At 73.7% G+C, this 15137-nt stretch carries 16 protein-coding genes; 9 read left to right on the top strand and 7 right to left on the bottom strand.

Going from position 1 to position 15137, the window contains the following annotated elements; all coding sequences use genetic code 11:
• The first annotated feature begins 19 nt into the window (after positions 1 to 19).
• Together AB0Q99_RS00185 and AB0Q99_RS00180 are read left to right on the top strand one after the other, a co-directional pair.
• A complete protein-coding gene (locus AB0Q99_RS00185; protein ID WP_363566846.1) occupies positions 20 to 817 on the top strand; it encodes a hypothetical protein in 798 nt (265 codons plus the stop codon).
• Positions 807 to 1331 carry a BMP family ABC transporter substrate-binding protein gene (locus tag AB0Q99_RS00180; protein WP_363566844.1) on the top strand — a complete coding sequence of 175 codons (525 nt, stop codon included), beginning with the start codon at positions 807 to 809 and terminating at the stop codon, positions 1329 to 1331. Before AB0Q99_RS00185 ends, AB0Q99_RS00180 begins: the two co-directional genes overlap by 11 nt.
• A gap of 420 nt (positions 1332 to 1751) precedes the next feature.
• Here the strand turns inward: AB0Q99_RS00180 and AB0Q99_RS00175 are convergent, their stop codons facing one another.
• From AB0Q99_RS00175 to AB0Q99_RS00160, 4 genes are all read right to left on the bottom strand, one after another.
• Positions 1752 to 2681 (bottom strand): ADP-ribosylglycohydrolase family protein, encoded by a 930-nt coding sequence (locus tag AB0Q99_RS00175; protein ID WP_363566842.1) that lies wholly within the window; start codon positions 2679 to 2681, stop codon positions 1752 to 1754.
• Positions 2682 to 2785: 104 nt separating this feature from the next.
• On the bottom strand, positions 2786 to 3757 hold the full coding sequence (locus AB0Q99_RS00170) for an NADPH:quinone oxidoreductase family protein (RefSeq protein ID WP_363566840.1): 972 nt from the start codon (positions 3755 to 3757) through the stop codon (positions 2786 to 2788).
• Positions 3754 to 4566: an SDR family oxidoreductase gene (locus tag AB0Q99_RS00165; RefSeq protein ID WP_363566838.1), complete on the bottom strand. Its 813-nt coding sequence runs from the start codon at positions 4564 to 4566 to the stop codon at positions 3754 to 3756. The genes AB0Q99_RS00170 and AB0Q99_RS00165 overlap by 4 nt, the downstream gene beginning before the upstream one ends.
• Entirely contained in the window at positions 4563 to 5321 is a 759-nt protein-coding gene (locus tag AB0Q99_RS00160; RefSeq protein ID WP_363566836.1) for an SDR family oxidoreductase, read from the bottom strand. The genes AB0Q99_RS00165 and AB0Q99_RS00160 overlap by 4 nt, the downstream gene beginning before the upstream one ends.
• A gap of 220 nt (positions 5322 to 5541) precedes the next feature.
• Here AB0Q99_RS00160 and AB0Q99_RS00155 point away from each other — a divergent pair, with 220 nt between their 5' ends.
• The 4 genes from AB0Q99_RS00155 (at position 5542) to AB0Q99_RS00140 (ending at position 9062) form a co-directional block, all read left to right on the top strand.
• Entirely contained in the window at positions 5542 to 6168 is a 627-nt protein-coding gene (locus AB0Q99_RS00155; RefSeq protein WP_363566834.1) for a TetR/AcrR family transcriptional regulator, read from the top strand.
• Between the two features lie 395 nt (positions 6169 to 6563).
• Entirely contained in the window at positions 6564 to 6827 is a 264-nt protein-coding gene (locus AB0Q99_RS00150) for an ABC transporter permease (protein ID WP_363566832.1), read from the top strand.
• An 18-nt stretch (positions 6828 to 6845) separates the two neighbouring features.
• The gene (locus tag AB0Q99_RS00145) at positions 6846 to 7658 is read left to right on the top strand and encodes a hypothetical protein (protein WP_363566830.1); all 813 of its coding nucleotides are present in this window, start codon (positions 6846 to 6848) and stop codon (positions 7656 to 7658) included.
• Between the two features lie 6 nt (positions 7659 to 7664).
• Positions 7665 to 9062 (top strand): hypothetical protein, encoded by a 1398-nt coding sequence (locus tag AB0Q99_RS00140; protein ID WP_363566828.1) that lies wholly within the window; start codon positions 7665 to 7667, stop codon positions 9060 to 9062.
• Positions 9063 to 9176: 114 nt separating this feature from the next.
• Here the strand turns inward: AB0Q99_RS00140 and AB0Q99_RS00135 are convergent, their stop codons facing one another.
• From AB0Q99_RS00135 to AB0Q99_RS00125, 3 genes are all read right to left on the bottom strand, one after another.
• Positions 9177 to 10250 (bottom strand): M14 family metallopeptidase, encoded by a 1074-nt coding sequence (locus tag AB0Q99_RS00135; protein ID WP_363566826.1) that lies wholly within the window; start codon positions 10248 to 10250, stop codon positions 9177 to 9179.
• A gap of 15 nt (positions 10251 to 10265) precedes the next feature.
• Positions 10266 to 10595 (bottom strand): hypothetical protein, encoded by a 330-nt coding sequence (locus tag AB0Q99_RS00130; RefSeq protein WP_363566823.1) that lies wholly within the window; start codon positions 10593 to 10595, stop codon positions 10266 to 10268.
• A 164-nt stretch (positions 10596 to 10759) separates the two neighbouring features.
• On the bottom strand, positions 10760 to 11497 hold the full coding sequence (locus AB0Q99_RS00125) for a TetR family transcriptional regulator (protein WP_363566821.1): 738 nt from the start codon (positions 11495 to 11497) through the stop codon (positions 10760 to 10762).
• 344 nt (positions 11498 to 11841) lie between these two features.
• Between AB0Q99_RS00125 and AB0Q99_RS00120 the strand changes: the two genes are divergently transcribed.
• From AB0Q99_RS00120 to AB0Q99_RS00110, 3 genes are all read left to right on the top strand, one after another.
• Positions 11842 to 12195, top strand: coding sequence for a hypothetical protein (locus AB0Q99_RS00120; RefSeq protein ID WP_363568144.1), 354 nt, complete (start codon positions 11842 to 11844; stop codon positions 12193 to 12195).
• 202 nt (positions 12196 to 12397) lie between these two features.
• The gene (locus AB0Q99_RS00115) at positions 12398 to 14233 is read left to right on the top strand and encodes a M1 family aminopeptidase (protein ID WP_363566819.1); all 1836 of its coding nucleotides are present in this window, start codon (positions 12398 to 12400) and stop codon (positions 14231 to 14233) included.
• Between the two features lie 251 nt (positions 14234 to 14484).
• Positions 14485 to 15051, top strand: a complete 567-nt coding sequence (locus AB0Q99_RS00110) for a GNAT family N-acetyltransferase (RefSeq protein WP_363566817.1) — start codon at positions 14485 to 14487, stop codon at positions 15049 to 15051.
• The last annotated feature ends 86 nt before the right edge of the window (positions 15052 to 15137 follow it).

Here is a 15137-nt window from a genome sequence, read left to right as displayed (position 1 = left end):
GAAGTCCAGGGGTGAACTCGTGGAAAACATCCGGAAGTCCAGGCGATTGCTGGCCGAAGCTTGGAGCCGACTCGACTCCGAAGGCCGGCCCACCGGGCCCACCGACGACGAGCGCCTGGAATTGAAGGCCCTCGCCAAACGCGGGAAATACGCGCCGGAACTCTCGGATGATTCCCCGATCCCGCTGCTTCCGGTACTCCAGATCTTCCGTTCGGATGCGCCGACCCTGGGATTCCCGGAGGGAACGGACCTGCTGCAGCTCCTCTGGTGCCCGTTCGACGCGCACGGGGAAGACCACAAAATAGACGTCCGACTGATCTGGCGGAACTCCGCGGAGGTCACCGACCCGCTTCGGGAACCTCCCCGTCTGACGGTCGTCGGCACGGACGGCTACCTTCCGGAGCCATGCCTGGCGCATCCGGAGCAGGTCACCGAGTACCCGGACATCGAACTGCTCCCCGAGGCGCTGCGGGCATCCGTCCGCAGCTGGGAGGAGCAGCGCGGCCGGAGCTTCCCCCGGTACCAGTACGACCTGTCCATCGCTCCGGGCTGGAAGGCCGGTGGCTTCGCCTCGTGGCACCTGACCGGCTACAGCCCGATGGTGTGCGAGTGCGGCGCGGCGATGCGCCTGCTGGTCACCGCCGCCACCACGGAGTGGGACGGCGGAAACATCAGCTGGCGTCCCGTCGAGGAGGCGGACGACCTCACTGACGGACTGAACACCCCGACCCAGGTCGTCATGGGGCGGGACGGCTCGCTCCGGGTGTTCGTCTGCACCGTGAACCCCGAGCACCCGCACCGGCTCAATGAGCAGTAGGTTTTGGAAGGCCGGGAAGCGGCGGACCGTCTCCGCGGCCCTGGCCGGCGCCTGCCTGGTCGGGACCGTCGGTGTGGCCGTCTGGCTGGCCCCGGACGAGGCGGCGGAACCGCCGGCGCGGGCCCGGCAGTACGCGGTCACACAGGCCTGCCTGCTGACCGACCAGCAGGGGGTCGCGGCGGCGGAGGCAGCCGTGGTGTGGGGAGCCATGCAGGACAGCTCGGCGGCCACGGCGGCCAAGGTGTCGAGCCTGCCGGTGATCGGGGACCAGTCCGTCGGCAACGCCGTGCCGTACGCGAACACGCTGGTGGCGCGGAAGTGCGACGTCGTACTGGCCGTCGGGAGCACCCAGGTCGCGGCGGTGACGCAGATCGCCCCGGCGAACCCCGCGGTGCGGTTCCTGGTGGTCGGCGACACCGAGGCGAGCGGGAACGTGACCGTGATCGCCCCGGGCGCGCAGACCCGGGCCAAGGTGTCCGAGGCGCTCGCCGCGGCGTTCGGCGGCAGGAAGTAGTTCTTCACCAGGGCGTGCTTGAGCGTCGGCGCCGGGATCCGCCAGCCCGACGCGTTCCGCGTGATGAACGGTGGCACCCGGGCGCTCGTAGGGCGCCGCGTCATCGTCCGGGACGGCGTACCCGCACTGATCGAGGTGGACGCGTGCCCCCGCCGGCCGCCCGACCCGACGCTGCGGCAGGTGCTCGACTCGATTCGGATGGCCGGGAACGGCAGCACGCCGGCGAAGGCCCCCCGCGGCCGATCCGGCCCCTTTCCCTCACCCCTGACGTCCTTCTCCCGGAGCTTCTTCCCGAAGCTCCTTCCCCGAAGGCCGAACCGCCGTGTCCCGACCCCGTCGCGCCCTCGCCGGGTCGGCTCTGTTCCTGGTGAGCTGCCCCCGCGTGGGCGCCTGCGGACCGGACCGCAGGTTGCCGGACCGTCAGGCAGCGCCCTCGGCCTCGGCGACCCAGTCGGGCAGGGCTTCGCGGCAGGCCAGCCACTCCGCCGGCACCTGCGCAAGGCCGGTGCGGGCGGCGACCACGCCGCCGGTGATGGCGCAGGTGGTGTCCACGTCGCCGAGGCCCTCGGCGGTGGTCCAGAGGGCGTCGGTCAGGCTGTCCACGTGGTGCGCGGCGGACCACAGGGCGAAGGGCACGGTGTCGCTCGCCCGGACCCGCTGCCCGTTGCCGAGCAGGTCGGCCGCCCGCCACGGCTCGGTGGCCGGGGACAGCCCGGCGGCCTGCCGCAGCCCGTCGCGGACGGCGCCGGCCGGGGTACGGTCGGCGACCTCGGTCAGCAGTTCCGCGCCGACGGGCGCGGGCCCGGAGCGGCCGCGGGCGGCGAACGCCGCCGCCAGGGCGACGGCCACCGCCCCGGCCACGCCCTCGGGGTGCGCGTGGGTGACCTCGGCGGACAGCGACGCCTGCTCCGCGGCCTCGTCCAGGTCGGTGTGGAACCAGGCGCCCAGCGGGGCCACCCGCATCGCCGCGCCGTTGCCGAGGCTGCCCTGGCCGTCGAACAGCTCCCGGGCCCTGGTGCGCCAACTCGCGGGCTGCGCGGCCAGTTCGGGCAGCAGCAGGTGCATGCCGCGCCCGTAGCCGCGGCCCGCGTCCGCCCGGTAGGTGGCCCCGAAGGCCTGGGCGAGCCGCTCCTGGTGCACCGCGTCGAAGGCGGTCAGGATCCCGTACACCGACAGCGCCATCGCGGTGTCGTCGGTCCAGTGCCAGGGGCCCTCCTCCGGCGTGCGCCGGTCCCGGATCTGCGCGAACGCGTCCTGGGGCGACCGGAACAGGGGGAACCAGCGCTCCCCGAATCCGTCCCCGAGGGCCAGGCCCTCCAACGAGTCGCGAGCGGCGGAAAAGGATGTCATCCCGGCATCCTGACAGCGGTGACGGGCCCGGCGCACCCGGTTTCGGTCAGCGGTCACCGGTCCTGCCGCCCCCGGTTTCCCGGAGCCCGCAGGACCGGTGACGGTCAGTCGCCGAGGACGGCGATCCGCCCGGTGCTCAGCCCGTCGGCGACCCGCCGGACCGCCTCCGCGGCCCCCGCCAACGGCACCCGGTCGCTCACCAGGGGCCGGACCGTGCCCTGGTCGGCGAGCTTCGTCAGCTCCTCGTGCGCGGCCCGGACGGCACGCGGGTCATGGGTGTTGTACAGGCCCCAGTGCAGGCCGAGGACGGCGTAGTTCTTCACCAGGGCGTGGTTGAGCGCCGGCGCCGGGATCCGCCCGGAGGCGAAGCCGACCACCACGATCCGGCCCTCGAAGGCGACGCACCGCGCGGAGCCCGTGTAGGCGTCACCGCCGACCGGGTCGAAGACCACGTCCGCGCCGCGCCCGCCGGTGGCCTCCTTGACGGCGGCGACGAAGTCCTCGGCCCGCCGGTCCACCACCAGGTCGGCGCCGAGCGCGCGGGCCGCCGCGGCCTTGGCCGGGCCGCCGACCACCGCGATCACCCGGGCCCCGGCGGCCCGGCCGAGCTGGACCGCCGCGCTGCCGACCCCGCCGGCCGCCGCGTGCACCAGCAGGGTCTCGCCGGCGCGCACCCGGGCCCGGCGGTGCAGCGCGAACCACGCGGTCTGGTAGCCGATGTGCAGTGCCGCGGCCTCGGCGTCGTCCAGTGCCCCGGGCGCCGCGAACGCGGCCGCGGCGTCCAGCAGCGCGTACTCGGCGAACGCGCCGTGCGGCAGCACCGGGTTGCCGATCAGCCGCTCGCCCCGCCGCGGCCCCTCCGCGACCTCGCCGCACAGCTCCACCCCGGGCGTGAACGGCAGCGGCGGCCGGACCTGGTACTGCCCGCGCACCATCAGCGCGTCCGGGAAGTTGACGGCGGCGGCCCGCACCCGGACCAGCAGCTGCCCCGGGCCGGGCACCGGCCGCGGCACGTCCTCGGCGAGCCGCATGACCGCGGCCGGCTCGCCGAGCTCTCCCACCTGCCAGGCCCTCACAGTACCTCGCTCCGTTCCAGCCCCTGCTGGAGCCGGTTCATCCCGGCGATCCAGCGGTCCGGCTCGGTGGCCCGGACCCGGTAGTACTCGGCGACCTCGGGGTGCGGCAGGATCAGGAAGCGGTCCTCGCGCAGCCCGGCCAGCGCCGCCTCGGCGACGTCCGCCGGGTCCAGCGCGGTCGGCGCGAGCAGGGCCTCGCCGACGGCGCCGGTGGCGGCGAGCATGTCGGTGCGCACGCCCTGCGGGCAGAGCGCGTGCACCCGTACGCCCCGGTGGCGGTAGGTCGCGGAGAGCCACTCGGCGAAGGCGAGCGCGCCGTGCTTGCTGACCGCGTACGGGGCCGAGCCGAGCATGGTGAGCAGCCCGGCGGCGGAGACGGTGGACAGGAAGCGGCCCTCGCCGCGCTCCAGCCAGCGGGGGAGCAGCAGGTCGGCGGCCCGGACGTGGGCGAGCACGTTGACCTCCCAGGCGCTCGTCCAGGCGGCGGCGGGCGCGTCGGCCCCGCCGACCGGGGCGACGCCCGCGTTGGCGCACCACACGTCGATCTCGCCGAGCGCCGCGCGGGCCCGGTCGACCAGGGTGGCGAGGCCGGCGGCGGAGGCCGCGTCGCCGGGCACGGCGGTGCCGGCGCAGTCCGCGGCGACGGCGTGGGCGGCGTCGGCGTCCAGGTCGTTGACCACGACCCGGGCCCCGGCGGCGGCGAAGGCGCGGGCCAGCGCGGCCCCGATGCCCCGGCCGGCGCCGGTCACCACGACGCCCCGGTCGGCCAGGTCGGCCAGGTCGGCCGGGTCGGCCGGGTCGGCCGTCACAGGCCACCGCCGAGCGTGACCCCGCCGTCGACCAGGAGGGTCTGGCCGGTGATCCAGCCGGCGTCCGGGGAGAGCAGGAAGGCGACCGCGCCCGCGACGTCCTCGGGGACGCCGAGCCGGCCGAGCGGGTAGGCGGCGGCGACCTGCTCCTCGCGGCCCTCGTACAGGGCCTCGGCGAACTTGGTCTTGACCACGGCGGGCGCGACGGCGTTGACCCGGATGCCCTGCGGGCCCAGCTCGGCGGCGAGTTCGACGGTGAGCCGGATCAGCGCGGCCTTGCTGACGCCGTACATGCCGATCCCGGCGGAGGCGCGGATGCCGGCGACCGAGGCGACGTTGACGACCGAGCCGCCGTGCTCGCCCATCCACGCGGCGTGGGCGCGGCGGGTCCAGGCCAGCGGGCCGAGCACGTTGACGGCCAGGATCTTGGCGGCGGCGTCCTCGTCGGTGCCCAGGACCGGTCCGTAGATCGGGTTGATGCCGGTGTTGTTGACCAGGTGGTCGAGCCGGCCGAAGGCCTCCAGGGTGCGGGCGACGGCCTCCTCCTGGTGCGCCGGGTCGTCCGCCTTGCCCGCGACGGCGATGGCGTTCTCCGGGCCGCCCAGGTCCTCGACGGCCCGGGCCAGCGGCTCGGGGTTGCGGGCGGTGAGGCAGACCTTGGCGCCGCGGTCGACCAGTTCGCGCGCGATGCCGAGGCCGATGCCCCGGCTCGATCCGGTGATGACGGCCACCCGGCCCTTGAAGGAGTGCACCACGGAGCGTCCTGCCTTTCCCACGGGGGTCTCGGCCGCGACGGACCCCGGCTGCGACGGGATCCCGGCGGCGACTGCCGAGCGCTAGCTGACTAAGCGCTTGCTCAGCATGGTGTCGGTGCGGGAGCCTGTCAACAGCCTGCCGACCGTCCGCCGGGGCCGTCCGGCGATCGGTGGGAAAACCTGTACGAGTCCCGGTCCGGGTCTCTGGGAGGATGACGCCATGACCAGCACCCCGATGGCCGACCTCTGGCCGACCCTGCCCGGCGCCGATACCCGCCCCGAAGCGGCGTACCGGCTGCTCCAGGCGGCCGTCGAGTCGTTCGCGGAGCGCGGCTTCCACGCCACCACGACCCGGGACATCGCCACCGCCGCCGGGATGAGCCCGGCCGCGCTGTACATCCACTACCAGTCCAAGGCCGCCCTGCTGGCCGAGATCAGCCGGGCCGGGCACGCCGCCACGCTGGCCCTGGTCCGGGACGCGGTGGCCGGCGGGGGCGGCCCGGTGGAGCGGATGCGGCGGCTGGTCGAGCAGTTCACCGCCTGGCACGCCCGGGCCCGGACGGTCGGCCGGGTGGTCAACTACGAGCTGCACGCGCTGCCCGAGGACGCCTACGCGGTGGTCGCGGCGCTGCGGCTGGACATCGAGCGCGAGGTCAGCGCGCTGATCGAGGAGGGCGCGGCGGCCGGCGACTTCCAGGTCTCGGAGGTGCGGACGGCGGCCCGCGCGGTCACCTCGTTGGGCATCGACGTCTCCCGCTGGTACACCGACCGCTCGACCGAGACGCCCGAGGAACTCGGCCGCCGCTACGGTGAGTTGGTGCTGCGGATGCTGGGCGCCCGGGTCTGATCCGGGTCCGGGTCGGGCCTGAGCCGGGTCTGAGGCCGGGTCCGGGCGGTCTGAGCCGGGACGCCGACCGGCCCGCCCTTGACCTGCCCGCGGGGTGCGAGCAGACTCGTATACGACGTACGTGTGCCTCGTAGGCGTACAGCGCGGGGACGGCACGCGCGGTGACACCGCGAGCCCTCCTCGGCGCACTCCCACCGCAGCCCCGACGCTGCGGATCGAAGCAGAACCACCTCCCGCGGCGACCACGCCCCCCGACCGGCGGCGCCGACGGGAGCGACCTCCGACCCGGGCCGGCCCGGCCGGTCGCGCCGCCGCGCAGACGGCGGCGCGGGAACGGCGCGCGCTGTGTCGTGCCGCCGCGCGGCCCGGGCGAGGGGAGAAGGGGAGGTGCAGCGATGCCCTTCCGACAATCGAATCCGGTCCGGCCCCGCTTCTGGCTGGAGACGGCCCTCGGCGGACTGTCCGGACTGCTCTTCCTGCTCACCCTGGTGTGGCCGCAGTGGATCGAGACGCTCCTCGGCCTCGACCCGGACGCCGGCAGCGGCGCGGCGGAGTGGCTGGTGGTCGCGCTGGCGGCCGCCGTCACCGCCGCCTGCCTGCTCGGCGCGCGGATCGAGTGGCGCCGGGCGCACCCGTCCTCGGCCCGCGCCGCGCGGTGACCCGAGAGGAGGATCGTCATGACGGACATGACACCCGGTGTCGCACCCGAGCGGCTGACCGAACTCGTCCGGCGGGCTCCGCTGAGCTTCGTGGGCACGGTCACCCGGGTCGGCGGCACCTCGCTCGCGGCCGTCCCGGCCGAGAGCCGGAACGAACGGACGGCGGTGGTCCGGGTGGACCAGGTGCTGCACGCGCCGGAGGCCTTCCGGCAGCTCGCGGGCAGCGAGGTCACCGTCCAACTGGCGGCCGACGCCGAGCTGATGGGGGTCGGCGACCGGGCCGCGTTCTTCACCCAGGGAATGGTGTACGGGGAGGCCCTGGGCGTCACCGAGGTGGGCCGGCTGCCGGCCGAGGCAGTCCAACCGCACGTGTCGCTCGCCGCCACCACGGCCGACGAGCTGCCGTTCACCTCGGTGCAGCGGGAGATCCGCCACCAGGACCTGGCCGCGCACGCCGCCGAGGCGGACGCCGTGGTCGTCGGCACGGTGGTCGGCCTGGAACGGGCCGGTGGTGCCGGTGGTGCCGGTGGTACCGGTGGCGTCGGCAGTGCCGACCGCTGGTCCGAGCACGCGCCGGACTGGTGGCGGGCGACGATCGGCATCACCCAGGTCGAGCGCGGCCCGGTGACCGGTGCGACCGTCGCCGTGCTGTACCCCAACAGCCGGGACGCCCACCACTTCCGGGTGCCCAAGCCCAAGGCCGGCCAGCAGGGGCTGTGGCTCCTGCACGCCACCCAGGACGACCTGCGCGAGCTCGCCCCGTACGAACTGATCCACCCCGAGGACTACCAGCCGGCGCACGAGCTCGCCGTGCTGCGCGAACGGAGGTGAGCCGACATGCCCACCCTCAAGGTCGTCAACATCACCCCGAAGGCGCTGAGCGGCACCGCGACCCAGGACGCCGAACCGTTCCTGGCGGTCGACCCGGAACAGCCCACCGCGATGGTGGCGACCGCCTTCACCCCCGACCCGATGGAGGGCCCGCTCGCGCCGGTCTACGTGTCCACCGACGGAGGCGACAGCTGGGCGCTGCACACCATCGTGCCCGGTGCCGCGCCGGGGCTCGGCACCGCCGACATCACGGTCGCCTTCGCGGCCCGGGGCGGTGCCCTGTACGCGGGCATCCTGAACGGCAGGGCCGCGCTGCACCGGCCGCCGATCACCAGGATGCAGATCCTGCGGGCGCCGGGCATCGGCTCGACCGCGCCCATGGAGCTCCTGGTCAGCCGGGACCGCGAGGACCAGCCGTGGATCATCGCCGACACGGTGACGGCCGACGGCGCCGACCACGACCGGGTCTACGTCGGGAACAACGGTCCGGGGCCGCGGACCGCCATCGTGGATGTCTCGGGCGACGCCCGGACGGCGCCCGCACCGGCGGGATTCCTTCCCACGGTGATCGAACACCGTGATCCGGCGGGCCAGGACGGGCCGCCGGTGCGCCTCGCCGTGCACCCCGACGGCACGGTCTACGCGGCGTTCGAGAGCTGGCGGACCAATGACGGCGGCAACCCGGTCACCGATGTCACCTTCGACATCGTGGTGACCCGGGACGACGGCGGAGGCCTCGGCGCCGACACCTTCCAGGACCTCAAGGACGCCACCGACAGCGCGCCTGGCCAGCGGGTCGCGACCGACCGCTTCGTCGCGTTCAACTCGACCATGGGCCAGGAGCGGCTCGGCGGCGACCTGACGATCGCGGTGGACCCCACGAACGCCGACCGGGTCTGGATCGCCTGGTGCGACCGTGCCGGCGGTCCGGACGGCGTCGACAACACCCTGCACGTCCGGCACTCCGGCGACCGAGGACAGACCTGGCAGCAGGTGCGTGACGACGTCACCGACGCCAAGAACCCGTCGCTGGCCGTCAATTCGGACGGGCTGGTCGGTCTGGTGTACCAGCGGTTCGCCCGGAACCAGTGGACGACGCTCCTTGAGGTCACCGCCGACAACTGGCGGACCGCGCCGGAGTCCGACGTGCTGCACCAGGCACCGGCGAACGTCCCGATTGCCCAGGGGCTGCCCTTCCTGGGCGACTACCTCCGGATGCTCGCGATCGGGAAGGACTTCTACGGGGTCTTCGCCGGCAACAACACCCCGGACCGGGCCAACTTCCCGGTCGGCGTGACCTATCAGCGCAACGCCGACTTCACCACCCACCAACTGCTCAGCACGGACGGCGTGACCCGGGTGCCGCCGTCCATCGACCCGTTCTTCTTCCACCGGGCCGCCTGAGCACCCGCCGAGCACGCGATCACGCGCCAGGGCGCCCGCCACGAACGGTCGTGGCGGGCGCCCTGCTGTCGGGCACTGTGGCTCGGGCTCGGGGTGCGTCAGGCGGTGACCGGGTCAGGCGGTGGCCAGGCAGAACTGCACCAGCCCGGCGTCCACGTCGAGGATGATCTCCTGCATCTCCGCCCAGCGCGGGTGGAACTCGGTGCCCCACTCGACGGTGAAGCCGAGCACCTTGCCCTGGTCGGGGTCGGCGAAGGCGCGGGAGTAGACGTAGTCGTCGCTGGTCCCGCTGGTCGGGTACAGGTGAAAGCCGGTCATCGGCTTGTAGGACAGGCCGCGTACGCCGTTGACGCCCTTGCAGAACGCCTCGGCGAGCAGCACGGCGGCGTCCTCGTCGTCCTTGGGGATGTACTCGGAGTACGCCGGGTCGCCGGGCAGGCCGCGCTTGCCGTCGTACTCGGAGTTGCGGAAGTTCATGTCGGGGTCGACCGACTGGTTGTCGTCGTCGCCCCAGTTGTAGAGCATGTCCTGCGAGTAGCTGTGCACGTCGACGAACCACCGGGTCAGCGGGAGCTGGTCCAGCAGCCACTGGACGTTGCGGGTCTCCGGCTCGGAGAACGGGCTCGGGCCGGCGTAGACCTGCTGGTCGCACGGGTCGGTCGAGACCTGGGGGGTGGCCTTCGGGTCGAAGGCGGTGACGAAGTCGAAGAGGAAGTCGTAGTTGCGGTTGAGGTCGACGCCGACGCAGTCCGGGTTCGGGTTGCCACCGGCGTTGACCGGGTTGCGGTTCTTGCGCCACATCGGCCGGACGGTCTGGCTGTAGTGCCGGCCGTCCGGGTTGACCAGCGGGTAGATCGCCAGGTCGACTCGCTGGAGCAGGCCGCTGACCTGGCCGGCGGTGAAGCGGGTGCCGCCGTAGCCGAGGCCGGTGCCGTCGCGGTGGGCCTCCAGCAGGTCGGCGGCCAGGTGGACGAGGATCTCGCAGCTGCCCCACTCGCGGGCGTGCACGCCGCCGATCATCATCACGCACGGCTTGGGGGTCGGCGAGGGTTCGCCGATCACCAGGGCGTGGGCGGTGCGGCCTTCGAAGGTGGGCTCGGGCAGGGTGACGAGCTGGGTGAGGTCGGGGTAGGCGGCGGCCAGGCTGGTCACGGCTGACTCGACCTCGGTGACGTTCAGGTACGTCATGACGGGCCTCCCGGGTCAGTCGGTGAGCTTGGCGGCCAGGCCGCGCGGGACGGCGTCGTCGGGGGCGAACCGGTCGCCGCCGCCGACCTCGGCCTGGGCGGCGCGCCCGGCCTCGCTGGCGTTGCCGGTCCGGGTGATCGTCACGCCTTCGCGTTCGAGGTCCGGGATCCGGTCGGCCGTGGTGTAGACGTCGATGCCGATGCGGCCGTCCGCCTCGACGTGCGGGCGTCCGCCGACGTCGGGGCGGTTCTCGCGCAGCAGCGCGCGCAGGGCCTCCGGGTCCTTGGCGGTGACGTGGAGGCGCAGGATGTCGTCGTGGGGTGATGCGTTCGGAACGGCGGACATGGGGGACTTCTTCCGGGCGCCGCGGGAGCGTGGCCGGACCGTTGCGGGAACCATTGCCGGAACCGTCGCGGGAACTGCGGCCGGAACTGCGGCCGGAGCCATGGCCGGCGGCTCGCTCGGTGGCGCCGATATCGGCGGATATGTCCGACGTGTACCTCGTATCCTCAGGATGCGTCGCCGTCGTAGAACGCGTCAAGGGGTGGCTGCGGCATCGCGTCGAGCAGGCTGTCGAGGCCGGTCAGCATCTCGGCCTCGTCGTCGAACTCGGCGAAGCGGGTCGCGAGGGCGCGCAGCCGGGGGTACTCGGCGGCGGGCAGCCGGTGCAGCCCGAGCCGCAGGACCGGCTCCGGCTCGTCCGGGTTGTCGACCACCTGGCGCTTGCCCACCAGCAGGAAGCCGAGGTTCCAGGCGACGAAGGTGCGGTAGACGGCCAGCGCGGTGGCGTCGTCGAAGCCGGCCCGGCCGAGCACCGCGAGGATGTGCTCGGTGAGTTCGAGCACCGGCGCCGGCCGGCGGGCCAGCGGGACGGTCAGCGGCCGCGTCGCGACCAGCGGCAGGATCTCGGGGTGGGCGTGCGCGGCGACGGCGAAGGACCGGGCGATCCGGCGCAGTTCCAGGCGCCACCCGGGCCGGCGCCGTTCGGACTCGTGCGGGCCGGCCGCGGCGCTGGTCCGCAGCCGGGCGTTGACCTCGGTGAAGAAGGACTCGATCAGGCCGTCGAGCAGGCCCTCCTTGCCCGGGGTGTAGCGGTACAGGGCCATCGACTCGACGCCCAGCTCGGTGGCCAGTCGGCGCATGGTCAGTGCGGCCAGGCCCTCGCGGTCGACCAGCGCCACGGCGGCGGCGAGCACCAGCGGGCGGTTCAGCCGCCCCCGCTTCTCGGTGCCGTCCCGTTCGGCCATGTCCGCACTCCTCAACTCCCGACGGTGTCGCCCCGCGGAGGTCACGCAACGGATACAGAACCAGGATACAAGGTATGAATCGGACGTAAACGGGCGCGCTGGAAGTGAGCGGCGGGCCAGACGATTCCGCTGGTCAGCCGACCGGTGGTCGGACGGCGGGCGGGCGGCGGACCCGGTGGGCCCGGCGACCGGGGCGGAGGGGGCGAGTGCGGTGAGTAGTCGGCCGCGCGGGCCGGTCGGCGCGGTGGCCGCCGTTCCGTCGGGTCCGGTAGGCCCTGGTCGGCAGTATGATCAGCCGCCGGAACCGGTGCGATGGGGGAGAGTCAGTGGACCAGATACTCAGCATGTGGTGGGTGCTGCCCGTCGTCCTGTACGGCAGCGGGTGGATCGTGAAGGACGCCCGGCAGGCGCTGAAGGTGCGGCACGAGCGGAAGATGGAACTGCTCGCCGCCACCGAGCGCCGGCACGCGGCCCTGGAGGCGGCCAACCGTCCGCCGGAGCCGATCTGCGGCTGCACCCACCACCTGGCCAAGCACGACAAGCAGGGCCGCTGTCACGAGGAAGTCGAGGCCCCGACCGCCTGGGACGCCGACCGCCGCCCGCTGCAGTTCGAGGCGCGGCCCTGCAACTGCCAGCAGTACATCGGGCCGGAGCCGCTCGGTACGGTCTTCGCCCAGGAGCTGGTCGACCCGCGCTGACCCTCCGGTCGGCCGCCTGGCCGGGCGCTGCTCCGCGGCCGGTGCTCGGTGGTCCGTTCAGCCCGTAGTCGGTGGTCCGTAGTCCGTTCTCCGCGGTGCCCGGTGCCCGGTGGGTGCCGGCCGCTTTGTGTCATGCGCCTTTCAAAGATGCGGGTTTGCTGTCACGCTGCTGCTCCCGGCCCGCTCCCCACGAGAGGTTCCGATGAGAAGACTCCTGCATGCCCTGACCGGCGCCGCCCTGTTCGCGGCCACCGGCCTCGCGGCGCTCGCCACCCCCAATGTGGCGAGCGCCGCGGACTGCACACCCGCCCAGGTGGTGGCCAACGGCGGTTTCGAGTCCGGCAGTTCACCCTGGACGGCGCCGAGCGGCGCGATCACCGCCGACAGTGGCCAGAGTGCGCACTCCGGCAGCTCCTACGCCTGGCTCGACGGCTACGGCTCGACCCACACCGACACGCTCTCGCAGTCCGTCACCCTCCCCGCCGGGTGCGGAACGGCGACGCTCGGGTTCTGGCTGCACGTCGACACCGCCGAGACCACCACCAGCACCGCCTACGACAAACTGACCGTCAAGCTCGGCTCCACCACCCTGGCCACCTACTCCAACCTGGACGCCCAGGACGGGTACGCGCACAAGACCGTCGACGTCTCCGCGTTCGCGGGGCAGACCGTGACGCTCGCCTTCACCGGGGTCGAGGACTCCAGCCTGCAGACCAGCTTCGTGCTGGACGACATCACCCTGGACGCCTCCGGCGGCACCACCCCGCCCCAGCCCGGTGACCCGACCCGCACCCCGGCCTCGCCCGGGTACACCGTCGACCTCACCAGCGACGCCTCCGGCGGCAGTTGGACCGGGCACGAGAGCGTGAGCTTCACCAACGCCTCGCCCGCCCCGCTGAACGAGGTGTACCTGCGGCTGTGGGACAACGCCCACGGAAGCTGCCCCAGCACCCCGATCACGGTGACCAACGTGACCGGGGGCACGCCCGCCCCACTCTCGGTGGACTGCACCGCGCTCAAGGTCACCCTGCCGGCACCGCTCGCCCAGGGGCAGAGCGGCACCGTCGGCTTCGACCTCGGCATCACCGTGCCGAGCGGCGCGGACCGCTTCGGCCACGACGGCGCGTACAACTTCCTCGGCAACGCCCTGCCCGTGCTGGCGATCCGGGACGCGGCCGGCTGGCACCTCGACCCGTACACCAACAACGGCGAGTCCTTCTACTCGGTGGCCTCCGACTTCACCGTCACCCTGGACCACCCGTCCGGCCTGCTGGTGCCCGCGACCGGCACCTCGGTGGACACCCCCGGTGCGGCGGGGCGGACCGTCACCAAGGCGACCGCGAGCAAGGTGCGCGACTTCGCCTGGGGCGCCGGGCCGTTCAGCAGGATCTCCGGCACCTCCGCGGCCGGCGTGAAGGTCAACGTCTACTCGGTGGCCGGGATCAGCGCGGCCGACGCCAAGTCGATGCTCTCCACCGCGACCTCGGCGGTCGACGCGCACGCCCAGCGCTTCGGGGCCTACCCGTACGGCGAACTGGACGCGGTGATCGACAACAGCTTCTGGTTCGGCGGGATGGAGTACCCGGGCTTCGTGCTCGACCTGGTCAGCACCACGGCGCTCACCCACGAGATCGGCCACCAGTGGTGGTACGGCATCGTGGGCGACGACGAGTACAACGGCCCCTGGCTGGACGAGGCCTTCACCGACTACGCCACCGACCTCGCTCTCGGCAAGACCGGCAACGGCTGCTGGAGCGGCGTCTCCTGGGCCTCGCCCGCGGAGAGGATCACCAACTCGATGGCGTACTGGGACGCCAACTCCTCCCGCTACTCCACGGTCGTCTACGGCTACGGCAAGTGCGCCCTGCACGACCTGCGCCGGACGATCGGCGACGGCGCGATGACCACGCTGCTGCGCGGCTACGCGCAGTCGCACTGGTACGGCGTGTCCACCACCGCGGAGTTCAAGGCCGCGGCCCAGGCCGCCACCACCGTGGACCTGACCTCCTTCTGGAGCCAGCACCGCATCGACGGCTGAGCCCGGGCCGTGCACTCCGGTGCCGCCCCCGGTCCTCGGTGCCGCCCCCCGGCCCGCGCCGGGGGCGGCGCCGTTCGGTGTCCTTCGGCGCTGGGCAGGGGCAGCGGGGTGTCGGGCACTGTGCCGTCCGCGGACGGTCGGTCCCCGGCTGGTCCTGCCGATCCCGGGCCCGGGGCCTCCCGGGCTCTGTGACACGATGCCCGCGTGCCGGCCGTCACGGGCGGCACCCAGCACGGAGGAAAGGACCAGCCATGACCGAGACCGCCCACGCCACCGACCGGCCCGTCGGGGAGCCCGTCTTCCGGCCCGCCACGCCCGCCGACGTCCCGGCCCTGGTCGAGCTGGTCGAGTCCGCCTACCGGGGCGACTCCAGCCGGGCCGGGTGGACCACCGAGGCCGACCTGCTGGCCGGGCAGCGGACCGACCCCGAGGGCGTCGCGGCGGCTATCGGCCACGCCGAGGGACTGGTACTGCTGGCCGAGCGCGACGGCGGGCTGGTCGCCTGCTGCCAGCTGGAACGGCGCGGCGAGCGGGCCTACTTCGGGATGTTCTCGGTGCGCCCTGGCCTGCAGGGCGGCGGGGTCGGCCGGGCCGTGCTGGCCGAGGCCGAGCGGCTGGCCGGTGAGGAGTGGGGCGTCGGCGCGATGGAGATGACGGTGATCGAGCAGCGCACCGAGCTGATCGCCTGGTACGAGCGGCGCGGCTTCCGCCGGACCGGCGAGTTCAGCCCGTTCCCGTACGGCGACGAGCGGTTCGGCATCCCGCTGCGGCCGGACCTCCGGTTCGTGCACCTGACCAAGGAGCTGAAGGCCTCCTGACCCGGGCCGTCGGGGCGGTCGGGGCGGTAAGGGCGGCGGGGTCCTCGGGGTCGTCCGGGCGGTGTGGACGACGGCCCGCGCACGGG

The sequence above is a fragment of the Kitasatospora sp. NPDC086791 genome (assembly GCF_040685975.1).
GTDB lineage: Bacteria > Actinomycetota > Actinomycetes > Streptomycetales > Streptomycetaceae > Kitasatospora.
This window is presented reverse-complemented; position numbering and strand designations above follow the sequence as displayed.